This is a genomic window from Thiohalocapsa halophila, from assembly GCF_016583825.1.
Classification (GTDB): domain Bacteria; phylum Pseudomonadota; class Gammaproteobacteria; order Chromatiales; family Chromatiaceae; genus Thiohalocapsa; species Thiohalocapsa halophila.
In genome coordinates this window covers 38962-51228 of the sequence record NZ_NRRV01000037.1, presented here as the reverse complement: position 1 = coordinate 51228, position 12267 = coordinate 38962, and the positions used below count along the sequence as shown (strand labels likewise).

General features: G+C 69.1%; 8 protein-coding genes. 2 read left to right on the top strand and 6 right to left on the bottom strand.

The genetic code is table 11. The annotated features are described in order from the left end of the window. Positions 1 to 22 precede the first annotated feature (22 nt). Positions 23 to 1135, bottom strand: a complete 1113-nt coding sequence (locus CKO31_RS15270) for an ISAs1 family transposase (RefSeq protein ID WP_322789154.1) — start codon at positions 1133 to 1135, stop codon at positions 23 to 25. A gap of 229 nt (positions 1136 to 1364) precedes the next feature. Between CKO31_RS15270 and CKO31_RS15265 the strand changes: the two genes are divergently transcribed. Beyond that, a complete protein-coding gene (locus tag CKO31_RS15265) occupies positions 1365 to 5360 on the top strand; it encodes an efflux RND transporter permease subunit (RefSeq protein ID WP_200239165.1) in 3996 nt (1331 codons plus the stop codon). A gap of 195 nt (positions 5361 to 5555) precedes the next feature. Here the strand turns inward: CKO31_RS15265 and CKO31_RS15260 are convergent, their stop codons facing one another. The 5 genes from CKO31_RS15260 to CKO31_RS15240 all read right to left on the bottom strand — a co-directional run bounded on the left by CKO31_RS15260 (position 5556) and on the right by CKO31_RS15240 (position 11453). Further along, positions 5556 to 7004, bottom strand: coding sequence for a hypothetical protein (locus tag CKO31_RS15260; protein ID WP_200239162.1), 1449 nt, complete (start codon positions 7002 to 7004; stop codon positions 5556 to 5558). Continuing rightward, complete coding sequence (locus CKO31_RS15255) at positions 6994 to 7680, bottom strand: PspA/IM30 family protein (protein WP_200239160.1); 687 nt, start codon at positions 7678 to 7680, stop codon at positions 6994 to 6996. Before CKO31_RS15255 ends, CKO31_RS15260 begins: the two co-directional genes overlap by 11 nt. A gap of 367 nt (positions 7681 to 8047) precedes the next feature. Continuing rightward, the gene (locus CKO31_RS15250; RefSeq protein WP_200239157.1) at positions 8048 to 9865 is read right to left on the bottom strand and encodes an ABC transporter transmembrane domain-containing protein; all 1818 of its coding nucleotides are present in this window, start codon (positions 9863 to 9865) and stop codon (positions 8048 to 8050) included. Between the two features lie 477 nt (positions 9866 to 10342). After that, positions 10343 to 10579, bottom strand: coding sequence for an HP1242/YdcH family protein (locus CKO31_RS15245; protein ID WP_200239155.1), 237 nt, complete (start codon positions 10577 to 10579; stop codon positions 10343 to 10345). Between the two features lie 331 nt (positions 10580 to 10910). Then, positions 10911 to 11453, bottom strand: a complete 543-nt coding sequence (locus CKO31_RS15240) for an OmpH/Skp family outer membrane protein (protein WP_200239153.1) — start codon at positions 11451 to 11453, stop codon at positions 10911 to 10913. A 251-nt stretch (positions 11454 to 11704) separates the two neighbouring features. On the opposite strand from CKO31_RS15240, the gene CKO31_RS15235 reads away from it, so the two are divergent. Continuing rightward, complete coding sequence (locus CKO31_RS15235; RefSeq protein WP_200239151.1) at positions 11705 to 12238, top strand: DUF2058 domain-containing protein; 534 nt, start codon at positions 11705 to 11707, stop codon at positions 12236 to 12238. The last annotated feature ends 29 nt before the right edge of the window (positions 12239 to 12267 follow it).

Sequence of the window (12267 nt, the reverse complement as noted above, 5' to 3'; positions counted from 1 at the left end):
CAGGGTCAGCGCATAAAAACCATCAGCCGAAGAGCACCTTGGCGCGGTAGCCGTCGTTCCAAGCGGCCTCGCGGCGTTTCTGCGAGAGCCGCCGCTTCGAGGGCTCCTGCTCGAACAGGTTCATGCACAGATGGCGGATTGCGGTCATGATCGCCGGTGCGTTGCCTCTGCGGATGCGGCTCGCATCTTCGTTGAAGATGACGTCCAGGCGCCAGTGCAGCCGGTTCTCGACGCCCCAGTGGCCGCGCACGGCGTGGGCGAAGCGCTTGGCGTCGGCGCGGATGGAGTTGATGAACAGGCGCTGCTCGATTGAATACTCATCGCCGCTCCAACACTCGCGCTCGACGAGGCCGATGCTGCGCAGTGCACGCCAACGCGACGCTTCGGACAACGTGCCGAGTTCCTCGGTGATCCAGTACCGGCGCACTTCCAAACGCCCGTGATCTTTGTCGGTTTCCTCGATGTAATCATGGGCGACACCAGCGAAGTCGCCGGCCCGCGCCGTGGCGAAGAAGTCCTCCACCTCGTCATGCAGGGTGCCCTGGTTGCCTTTGAGCCCGAGCACGTAGTCGGCACCTTGGTCGTCGATTTGTTCGGCAATTTTGGTCTGGCAGCCCATGGCGTCGATGCTCACGATGCAGCCTTTGAGTTCCAGCAACTCCAGCAGTTTGGGAATGGCCGTGATCTCGTTGGACTTCTCCGCCGTCGCCTCTTGCCCCAGCACCAACCGGTTGTGGCAGCCCCAAGCACTGACCATGTGCAGCGCGGACTTGCCGCGGCGCCGATCGCGCGAGCCACGCGCCGTCTTGCCGTCGACCGCGATCAGCTCGCCGCCGGTCGCCTCCGACACAGCCCGCGTCCAGCTCACGAAGCACTCCTGAAACGCCTTCGGGGACAGGCCCGAGATCACGTAGGCAATGCAATCATGCGATGGAATCCCAGCGCTGAAGGGCGCGAACCTGCGCAACCAGTCGAGCTTGGACTGGCCGAACTGCTCAATCGCCTCCCAGCCGTCGGCGCCGCTGAGCACCCCGCTGACGACCAATAGGAGGATTTCCGGCAGCGGATAGAGCTTGTTGCGCTCAATGCGGAAGTCCGGAACCGGCGCGAAATGCTCAAGGATGCTGGCAGACACGAGAAACTCCTAACACAGTTTCTCGAAGGATGCCTCAGATACATGTTTCAGCGCTAGTTTATATGCGCTCGCCCTGCACCCGGGTGCCGCAGCGGAGCATTGGTCTCCCTGCCCTTTGTAATACTCAGGTTTAATGGTCTAAATTGACGGCTGGCGTCCAACGCGCGAGGCAGCATCAGGGCGTTGGCTTCTGGCAGAACCCTTTGCGCAGAGAGTCATAAACCAGCCCATGGCCGGCGACAGTACTAGACCCCCGATCGACGACGACACCGATCTCCCGGAACAAGGATCGCGAGCCAAGCCGCTAGGGCTCTCCGGGCGTATTGCCCGGGCCTTCATCAACACCCCGGTCACGCCCATGCTGCTGCTGGGGTGTCTGTGCATTGGTCTGATCGGCCTGTTCTTCACGCCGCGGCAGGAAGATCCACAGATCTCCGTGCCGATGATCGACCTCTTCGTGCAGTATCCGGGGGCCTCCGCCCAGCAGGTGGAGAGCATGGTCACCGAGCCCCTGGAGCGGATCATGATGGAGATCCCCGGGGTGCGGCACGTCTACTCCGCCAGCCAGCGGGGCTCCGCCGTGGTCACCGTGCGCTTCTACGTCGGCGAGGACATGGGCGAGTCCATCGTCAAGGTCCACGACAAGCTCCAGTCCAACCTGGACAAGATGCCGCCGGACGTGCAGATGCCGCTGGTGAAGCCGGTGAGCGTCGACGACGTGCCGGTGGTGACGGCCACCCTGTGGTCGGAAGACGTGGGCGACGCCCAGCTGCGCACCCTGGCGCTGGACGTGCTGCAGGAGCTCGGCGCCGTCAAGGACACCGGCAAGGGCTTCGTGGTCGGCGGGCGCGAAGAGCAGATCCGCGTCGAGGTGCTGATGGAGCGCCTCGCCGGCTACGGCGTCACGCTCGATCAGATCGCCGGCACCATCCAGAGCGCCAATGCCGAGCGGGCGACGGGACAGAGCGAGTCCAGGGGCTCCGCCTTCAAGGTCTACTCCGGCGCCTTCCTGCGCACGGCAGACGATGTCTCCCGCCTGGTGGTGGGCACCCGCGGCGGGCGGCCCATCTATGTGCGCGACGTCGCCATGGTCGGGCACATGCCGGAGGATGCCGAAGAGATCGTCACCCACTCCACCGGGCCCGCTTATCAGGGCGACGCACCCGCCGACGGCGCCCAGGCGGTGACCCTGGCCATCGCCAAGAAGGAGAAGACCAACGGTGTCGTCGTCGCCGATGCGGTGCTCGACAAGCTGGAGAGCCTGAAGGGGACGCTGATCCCCACCAATGTCCAGGTCGAGATCACCCGCAACTACGGCAAGACCGCCAACGACAAGGTCAACGAGCTGCTGAAGGCCATGTTCGAGGCGGCGGTGATCGTCTCCATCCTGTGCCTCATCGGCCTCGGCGCGCGGGCGGCCTTCGTGGTCATCACCGTGATCCCGGTGGTCATCCTGCTCACCATCTGGTGGGCCATGGTGGTGGACTACACCATCGACCGGGTGAGCCTGTTCGCACTGATCTTCGCCATCGGCATCCTGGTGGACGACGCCACCGTGGTGGTGGAGAACATCTTCCGGCACTGGCTGGAGGTGGGCAAGACGTCCATCGCCGAGGCCGTGCATGCGGTGGACGAGGTGGGCAATCCAACCATCCTCGCCACCTTCACCATCATCGCCGCATTGCTGCCCATGGGCTGGGTCAGCGGCCTGATGGGCCCCTACATGCGCCCGATTCCGGTGCTGGGCTCCTCGGCGATGTTCTTCTCGTTGATCGCGGCCTTCGTGTTCACGCCCTGGTTTGCGCTGCGGGTACGCCCGCGGATGGCGGCGCTGCGCAAGGCGGAGCGGCGCGAGGAGGTCACCCGCCGGGTCATCGGGCGCTTCTACCGCCCGCTGGTGATGCCGCTCATCGAGAGCCGCAGTCTGGGCCGGATCTTTCTGGTCGGCATCATCGCCATCACCGCCGGCGTCTGTCTGCTCTTCTACACCAAGACGGTGCCGGTGAAGATGCTGCCCTTCGACAACAAGCCGGAGTTCAGTGTCGTCGTCAACATGCCGGAGGGCACCGCGCTGCCGGAGACCGCCAATGCCGTCCAGGAGCTGGCCAAGAAGGTCCGCGAGATCCCGGAGGTGGAGGCGGTGCAGACCTACGCCGGCACGGCCCAGCCGTTCAACTTCAACGGCATGGTCCGCCACTACTACCTGCGCGCCAACCCTTGGGAGGGGGACCTGCTGGTCATGCTCAAGGACAAGCAGGCGCGCAAGCGCGGCAGCCACGAGATCGCCGTCGCCGCGCGCGAGCTGCTGACGCCCTTGGCGGAGCATCTGGGCGCGCGCATCGCGGTGGTGGAGATGCCCCCCGGCCCGCCGGTGCTGCAGACCGTGGTGGCCGAGATCTACGGCCCGAGCGCCGAGGTGCGCCGCCAAGTCGCGCAGGACATGACGCAGATGTTCGAGGAGGTCGACAGCATCGTCGACGTGGACAATTACCTCGCCGAGCCCTACGACTACTGGCGCTTCGAGGTGGACACCGAGAAGGCGGTGCGCCGGGGCATCTCCGTGGATGCCATCAATCAGGCCCTGGCCATGGCCATGGGCGGCTACACCATCGGCGACGTCAAGCGCGGCACCGTGCAGGAGCCAACCTACATCGTGCTCCAGGTGCCCCTCGCCAATCGCGCGGAGCTGAACACCCTGGGGAGCCTGCCCATCAGCGCGCCGGGCGGGGAGACGGTGCCCCTGTCGGAGCTCGGGCGCTTCGTCAAGCGCAGCGAAGACCCGATCATCTACCACAAGGATCTGCGGCCCATGGAATACGTGGTGGGCGAGATGGAGGGGCGCCTGGGCGCGCCCATCTACGGCATGCTCGGCGTCGAAGACCTGCTCGCGGACTACACCACGCCGGACGGCATCACAATGACCGGCATGCCCGGGGGCCTGATCGGGCCGCCCGCCGACGACTCGGAGTCGGGCTTCGAGTGGAGCGGCGAGTGGACGGTCACCTACGAGACCTTCCGCGACATGGGGCTCGCCTTCATCGCCGCGCTGCTGCTGATCTACGGGCTCATCGTCTGGGAGTTCCGCGATTTCGCCCTGGCGGGGCTCATCATGTCGCCCATCCCGCTGACGCTCATCGGCATCGTGCCCGGGCACCTCGTCATGGGGGCCGAGTTCACCGCCACCTCCATGATCGGGCTCATCGCCCTGGGCGGCATCATCGTGCGTCAGTCCATCCTCATCGTGGAGTTCGTGAAGATGGAGGTGGCCAAGGGCAAGAGCGTGCGCGAGGCGGCGGTGGACGGCGCGGAGATCCGCATGCGCCCCATCCTGATCACGTCGCTGACGCTCATGGCCGGCGCCTGGGCCATCATCCAGGACCCGATCTTCCAGGGCATGGCGGTGAGCCTCTTCTTCGGCGCGGGCGTGGCGACGCTGATGGCGGTGATCGTCATCCCCCTCGGCTGCATCAGCCTGCGCAAGCACTTCTACCTCCAAGAGGCGGAGAGCGGCGAGATCGAGCTCTCCGGGCGCTATGCCGAGATCGAGGGTACCCCCGGCGGCGCGTCCCGGCCGCGGCGCACCGGCACCCCGCTATGGCTGCACCTGTGGAGCGCGCTGATCACCGCCGTCATCTGGCTGGCTGGCGCGCTGGGCAGTTTGATGTCAGCCCTCGCGCGGCTGATACGAGGCCGCTTGCGCGGCGGGCAGCGTTCCGGCCCGTCCAGTCCCGAGTCCGGGCCGCCACGCGGCGGTGGGACGCCCTCCAGTGGCGGACCCGGCTCAGCCGGCGGCCTCGACGGTGCTGCACAGGCCGCGCCCGGTTCGGCCGGACCGGTTGCAGCTCGGCGTTGGGAGCAGAGTGCGGCCGCACAGCAGTCCTCGACGGTGGCCCCCGCCGGCTCCGCGGCGGTGCAGCCCGATGCGGCGCCCGCGGCGAAGCGGCAGAGCACGCAGAAGGCCGCCGCCCAAAAAGCGACGACCAAGAAAGCGACGACCAAGAAGACGCCTGCCAAGAAGCGGGTGGCGGCCAAGAAGACCACGGCTGCCCGGAAGGCTGCTGCCCCGAAAACTGCTGCCCCGAAAACTTCTGCCCCGAAAACTTCTGCCAAGAAGACAGCTGCTGCCAAGAAGACCGCCGCGCCAAAGCAAGCCGCAGCCGACAAGTCCGCGGACACCAAGCAGCGTACCGCGAGCCGGACGCTGCCGAATGGGGACGGGTCTTGAGGCAGTGCTTGCGGCCCTTGTTCGGACCGCTGGGCCATCGGCTCCGGTACACAGGCGCCGGAGTCCGGAGGCCGTTGGCAATGGTGTTGAGCAATCGGGGTCGGTTTCGGAAGCGGTTTCGAGCTGCCACAGCCTTGCATGAGCTCCATTTGCCGGCGGCGGGCCGGTCCCTGCCCGCCGCGGCCTGCTGCCGGCTCAGGCGCCGGCTTTGAAGTGCTGTCTGCCGCGCGCCAGCAAGGCCCGGAGGGCAGCGCCATGACGCTCCACCACGGAGCCCGCGACGATGCTCGCGCTGCCCAGCAGCACCAGCAGGGTCCAGGTGCCGACGGTGAAGCGCGCCAGCATCGCCTCGCCGGCGTAGCCGAGACCGAGCAGGGCGACGGCAATGCCCAGCAGGAAGAGCGCCCGGTGGCGCAGGCCGTAGCCCGCAGCCAGTGCGCCGATGCCGGCGGCGACGGCGCCTGCCGCCGGGCCGAGGCCGCCGTGGGCCAGCAGGTTCAGCGCCATCACGCTCGCGATCAGGGCCGCGGCCGCGCTGCGATGGGCGGGTCGGGCATGGATGGGCCGGTTGCCGAGGTCCAGCAGCAGCCCGGCGAGCACCAGGGCCGCCAGCGGCAGCTTGGCGGCGTCGGCGACGCCGGTCAGCGGCACCAGCACCAGCAGCACACTGCCCGCGGCGGCGCAGGCCATGGCGGCTGCGGCGGTTTCCAGGAGCTGCGGCCAACGGGCGCCGGCGTCGATGGCCTGTCGCAGTACCCCGTACCCCAGCAGCGCCAGCACGGCGAAGAACAGGGCGTCCGGGGCATAGAGCCAGAGACTGCGACCGGCGATGAGCAGCACCGGCAGCGCCAGCGCCAAGCGTGCGAAGCGGCCCTCTGCCGTCGCCAGCGAGGCGTCGTTCCGGCGGACCTGCACGGCCGCCGCGGCGAGCAGCGCCCCGAGCCCGAGCAGCAGCACCGGCACCGCGGGCCCCTCGCGCACCGGCACCAGCAGGGCCAGATTGCCCAGGGCGTAGAGGGCCGTCAGCGCCCGCGCGGAGCGCCGCGCCAGCACCCGGAAGCCGATGCCGATGGCCAGTGTCAGCACCGCCGTCGCGGCGAGCGTCAGCAGCAGCACCGGACCCAAGCCCAGGGCGCCGCCCGGGCTCGACTGCCAGAAGCCGGCGGCGGCCGGGCTCGGCTGGGCCCCGCCGATGTGGCCATAGAGCAGCCCGCCGAGGAAGGCGAAGCTCACCGGCATCGCCGCCAGCGCCAGCGCGATGAACAGCCGGGCGCCGCGGGGCTCCCGCAGCCAATGGCCGAGGCCGAAGCCCGCCGCCGTCAGGGCGACGGTGTGGCCGAGCAGCAGCAGGGCGCGCGTCAGGTCGTCGCCGCCGCGCCAGCCCTGGAACAGGTACAGTACGAAGGCGGCGGTGACCACCGCGGCGCCGAGCCCGCGCAGCAGCGCCGACAGGGGCAGACCGGTCTCCGCCAAGGCGGGCTCTGCGGCGGGCTCCTTGGCGGGCACCGCCGGCTGTGCTTTCGCCTCGGCGCGGGTGCGCTCGGCGTTGCCGGGCGCAGGGGCGCGTCGGTACTCGGGCCCTGCGGAACCGGGTGCCGCCGGCCAGTCCAGCGTCAGGTCGTCGGTGGCGGGATCAGCGCGCATGGTCGTCCTCCTCCCGGGGCGCGCCGGCGGCGTTGCCTGCGGCGCCCTTCAGCGCGGCGAGCTCGGCCCTGAGCGCCGCATCCTCCTCGTGCGCCTCGAAGGCGGCGGCGAAGCCGTCGTCATCGCCGACGGCGACGGCCTCGGCGCGCAGCTCGTTTGCGGTGATCCGGATCTCCCAGCGCTCGAAGCTGTCGTCCAGGTCGACGCCCGGCGCCGCGGCCAGGTCGGCGGCCTTGGCAGCGGCGTCGGCAGTGGCGGCGCGGCTGCGCATGAGCCGGCGGCGGTGCTCCAGGGCTTCCACGCGGCGGCGCAGGCCGTCCACCTCGGCGGCGAGCCGCCCGGCGGTCGCGTCGTGCTGGGACAGGGTGCGCGTCAGTGCATCGGCCTCCGCGGCGGCACGCTTGGCCCGGCGCAGGCATTCGAGCCCGCGGGCCTCCTCGTCGCAGCCGGCGGCGCGGCGGCGCCAGTGCTCGGCATCCGCACGCAGGCCGGCGAGGCGCTCGCGTAGGCGCTCGCCGTCTTGGCGCAAACGCTCGGCCCGGACCTTGGCGGTGGCATAGGCACGCCGGGCGTCGTCGATGCCGGCGGCGACCACCGCGTCATGATTCTCCATCTCGCCCACCAGCTGGTCCACCCGGGCGGACAGCGTGGCGGAGAGGCGTTTGAAGACAGACATTGGTTGCTCCTGTGTTGAGGGTAAGGCAGCCGTTGTCAATCAAGGTGCGTGCCGATTTGGGCGAGACCTCGAAAAACCAATTGGAACAGAATCGTGCGTTGGTCTCCGCAGGCTCGGGCAGCTGACTAGTCGTGCGTGCGGCATGCAGTCAATGCATGCCGCCATGCACTGAATGTACAGACTGCTCCAGGGCGGGTCGCGGCAAGGATGCCGCTCCCACGACCGAAGCCGCTGTGGGAGCGGCCTCTGGCCGCGACGGCGGGTCGCGCAGTGGGGATCGTGGCAAGGATGCCGCTCCCACGTTTGGAGGGCGCGGCGCCGGCGCCGAAGCCCTGCCGTCGCTGCGCAGCTCAGCCCATCGGGTCGCTCAACCCACAGCCGCGGCGGGCAGGTCTTGGAACTGCAGCGCCGCGAGCCGGGCGTAGAGCCCGCCCTGGGCCAGCAGCTGGGCGTGGCGCCCCTGGGCGACGATGCGCCCATGATCGAGCACCAGGATGCGATCGGCCTCGCGCACGGTGGCGAGCCGGTGGGCAATGACCACGCTGGTGCGTCCGATCATCAGGTGGGAGAGGGCGTCCTGCACCAGGCGCTCGCTCTCGGCGTCGAGGGCGCTGGTGGCCTCGTCCAGCAGCAGCAGCGCCGGGTCGCGCAGGATGGCCCGGGCGATGGCGATGCGTTGGCGCTCGCCGCCGGAGAGGCGCACCCCGCGCTCGCCAAGGAAGGTGTCGTAGCCCTGCGGCAGGCGCTGGATGAACACGTCCGCATGGGCCGCAGCGGCCGCCGCATGCACCTGGGCGTCGCCGGCGCTCTCCGTGCCATAGCGGATGTTTTCGGCGGCGGAGGCGCCGAAGATGACCGGGTCCTGGGGGACCACGGCGATGTGCCGGCGCAGCGCCGACGGGTCCAGTGTGCGCAGATCCACGCCGTCGAAGGTGAGTCGGCCCTGCTGCGGATCATAGAAGCGCAGCAGCAGGTGGAAGAGCGTGGATTTGCCGGCGCCCGACGGGCCCACCAGGGCCACGCGCTCGCCCGGGGCGATATCCAGCTCCACGTTCGCCAATGCCGGTGTCTCCGGGCGCGCCGGGTAACGGAAGGTCAGGCGCTCGGCGCGAATGCTGCCGGCGACGCGCCGGGGCAGTGCGCTCGGCCGCGGCGGTGGCTGGATGGCGGGCGCGGTCTCCAGCAGCTCCATGAGCCGCTCCGCCGCCCCGGCGCCGCGCAGCAACTGCCCGACGATTTCGCTGAGGGACCCGACGGACCCGGCCATCAGCACCGCATAGAACAGAAAGGCGGACAGCTCCCCGCCGCTGATCTCGCCGGCCAGCACCGCATGGCCGCCGATCCAGAGCACTGTGCCGATTGCGCCGAAGGCGAGCAGACTGGCCACGCCGGCCAACAGCGCCGAGGCGACCGAGCGCTGCATGGCGGTGGTGAATGCTTCCTCCACGCGGGCGCCGTAACGTTCCGCATCCAGGGGCTCGTGGCAGCTCGCCTGAACGGTGCGGATGGCGTGCAGGGTCTCGTCCACATAGGCGCCGATGTCCCCGATGCGGTCCTGGCTCTGGCGCGAGAGGCGCCTGACCCGGTGCCCGATGAGCCAGGTGGGCAGGATGACCAGGGGGATCCCGAGCAGCACTAGCGCCGTGAGCTTGGGGCTGGTGACCGCGAGCATCACCAGGCCGCCGAGGGCGAGGATGGCGCTGCGCAGCCCCATGGCCAGCGTCGAGCCCACCACCACCTGAAGCAGTGCCGTGTCGCTGGTGAGCCGCGCGATGAGCTCGCCGGTGCGGGTGGTTTCGTAGAAGCCCACGTCCAGCGCCAGCGCGTGGGTGTACACGGCCCGACGGATATCGGCGACCACCCGCTCGCCGATCCAATTGAGCAGGTAGCTGCGCATGGCCACCGACGCCGCGAACACCAGGACGACGCCGAGAAACAGACCCAACGCCAGGTTCAGCGCCTGGGGCGAGTCGGCGGCGAGGCCGCGGTCGACGACGGCCCGGATCACCTGGCCGAAGGCCAGCAGGGCCACCGCAGCCAGTACCAGTGCGATCAGCGCCAGCAGCAGCCGGCCGCGGTAGGGCCAGGTGAAGCGCAGTAGGCGCAACAGCGGGCTCAAGTGGCGGGAGCGGGCGCGCTCGGGGCTGTCGTTGACAGTGTCGGCGGCGGGGCCTTGTCGGGGCATGAAGACGAGCTCTGGGCTGGCGGCGGGGTGGGCCTGGCGTGCGGGCGGCCCGCGACTGCCGGTCAGATGGACGCGTGGCGACGAGGATCAAGCGCTTGGCGCGGTGGCGGCGGGCGTGGCCTGCACGCCGGGCTTGGCCCGGCAGGCGGCGTGAGCGGGCTTTTGGGGCCTGCCGGTCGGGCTGGGCTCAGGTCCGCCGGGGCGGGCTCCCGCTAGGTCACGATGGCTGCCGGGAGCGCCGAGCTGTGGACGGGCCGACGGTCGGGCGGTGCCGAAACGAGCCGTCGCATCCGAGTCCACAAAGGCTTTGCCAAATTGCCGGTCGCCTGCGCTGCGCGGCCATGGGCGACAGCGCCGGCGGCTGGGAGCGGCGCTCGATCCATGATCAGGACCCGAGTCCAGAATCTGCGGCCTGGGTCGTCCTGTCGTGGTTTGTCCGGGCTCGATCGGGCCGCCGCGATGTGCCCGGAGTGGGCTTCAGGGGCGCAGCAGCTCGTAGAGCTTGTCCTTGAGCAGCAGGCGCTCTTTTTTCAGATCTTCGATGGTCTCATCCGCCACCGGTGTGCCGAGCTCCTCGAGCTTGCGCACGCGGGCGTCCAGATCGTCATACTGATCCATCAGCTCTGCGAATGCCGTGTTGGATTCGCGCAAGGTTTCGATCTGGCCTTCCAGCTCAGGGAACTCGTGGAAAAGGTCATGTGTTTCGCCGAGCATCGGGTCATCGTCCTCCGCAGCAGCGCGCCGGGGTTGGCGCTTGTGGTTGCCCCGGGAGCGGGCTCAGGTCCCTTGCGCGCACACCGTTGCCGGGTCAGTGTGCGCATGGGCATAGGTGCGCAGGCTTCGTCACGGCGCCCGATGCGCCGATGCAACGAGCCTGCCACTCCATTGTAAACCACCGCTCATGTCACCAAGGCCACGCAGCAGGGCGCGGGGATGACCTGGGTTATGGAAGTGTTCGTTCTGCACCACAGGCGACCCCGGGCAGGCCGCTGACGAGGCGTCAGGCCGGGGGCTTCGCGAGCAGCGACGGCTGCCGTAGCCGGCGTCAATCCGCGTTCAAGGCGTCGATGACGGCCTGGGTGAGGTCGACTTCGGCGCCTTCCTCGAAATAGAGCATGCCGGCGCGGTTCGGATCGAAGGTGCCAACCTCGAAGACCGCCGAAATATCGCGCTCTTCGGCGACGGCAGCGATGGCGTCCTGCGCCGGCTCCATGAGCTTCTGTCCTTCTTCCTGCTGGATCTTGGCAACCTGCTCCTGCACGGCGGCGAAGTCCTCCTCGAACGCCTCGATCAGGGTCTTGATCTCGGTCTCTTTCTTCTCTAGCTGCGCCTTGCTCATCAGCGGCTTGTCGCGCTCGAGCCGGGCCTGCATCTGGCGAATCTCCTGCTCGCGCCGGGCGAACGCCTGCTGCTCATCCCCGAACTCTTCGTTGAGGCGTTGCTGCACGGCCTGGCCCTGGGGACTCTGCGCGAAGACCCGCTCCATGTCGACGAAGCCGACGCCACCGGCCGCCGCCGGTGCTGCCCCGAGCGCGGGGAACAGGCCGATGAGGCCGGTGGCGAGCAGACGGACTGGAAGGGGCTGCATAGTCGCTGGTCTCCGTGGGTGTAGCAGTCTGTAAGGCATCTCGGCTCGAGAGGTGCCAATGGCCGTTATGCCATGGGCAATGCGCCGCGAGCTTGCCCGGCAGGCCGTGATTCTACTGCCGGTGCGGCTCGCACAACAGCATGGAGTCCACAAGCCGCGGCAGTGCTGAGCTACAATCGGCGAAACTTTCTTCGGCGGGACGGGCATGTCACCGACCTCCGCCGTCGGCCGTGGTTTTGGAGGCAGACGACATGGCCAACTCGCTGCAGGACCAGCTGCTCAAGTCGGGGCTCGTCGACGAGCAACAGCTGAAGCAGGCGAAGAGCAAGAAGCGCAAGCAAAAGCGCGCCGGCGGGGGGCGTGCGCCCGCCGATGCCGAGCGCCGCGCGGCTGCCGAGCAGGCGGCGGCCGAGAAGCGCCGCCGTGACCAGGAGCTGAACCGCGAGCGCGAGGCCGATCGCCAGCGCAAGGCGGAGCTCGTCGCCCTGTGGCACCTGGTCCGCGACAACCGCTTGTCGCGTGACGGCGGCGATGTCGCCTACAACTTCACTGACGGCTCGGCCCTGAAGCGCCTCTATGTAACCGCCGACCAGCAAAAGGCCATCGCCGGCGGAGAGCTCGCCATCGTCCGCCACGACGACTTCTACGAGATCGTGCCGGCCATGGTGGCGGAGCGGACCGAGCAGACCGACCCGGCGATCCTGGTGGTCTGGAACAAGCCGGGCGAGGCCGACCCGGATGATCCCTACGCCGGTTTCGAGGTCCCGGATGACCTGATGTGGTGACCTCGCGCGCAGTCCCGCAATCCCGGTCG

Bases quoted from the DNA above. Each gene is read 5' to 3' on its own strand.
- CKO31_RS15245 (WP_200239155.1), bottom strand. From the start codon at position 10,579: ATGCTCGGCGAAACACATGACCTTTTCCACGAGTTCCCTGAGCTGGAA.
- CKO31_RS15240 (WP_200239153.1), bottom strand. From the start codon at position 11,453: ATGCAGCCCCTTCCAGTCCGTCTGCTCGCCACCGGCCTCATCGGCCTG.
- CKO31_RS15265 (WP_200239165.1), top strand. From the start codon at position 1,365: ATGGCCGGCGACAGTACTAGACCCCCGATCGACGACGACACCGATCTC.
- CKO31_RS15250 (WP_200239157.1), bottom strand. From the start codon at position 9,865: ATGCCCCGACAAGGCCCCGCCGCCGACACTGTCAACGACAGCCCCGAG.
- CKO31_RS15260 (WP_200239162.1), bottom strand. From the start codon at position 7,004: ATGCGCGCTGATCCCGCCACCGACGACCTGACGCTGGACTGGCCGGCG.
- CKO31_RS15255 (WP_200239160.1), bottom strand. From the start codon at position 7,680: ATGTCTGTCTTCAAACGCCTCTCCGCCACGCTGTCCGCCCGGGTGGAC.
- CKO31_RS15235 (WP_200239151.1), top strand. From the start codon at position 11,705: ATGGCCAACTCGCTGCAGGACCAGCTGCTCAAGTCGGGGCTCGTCGAC.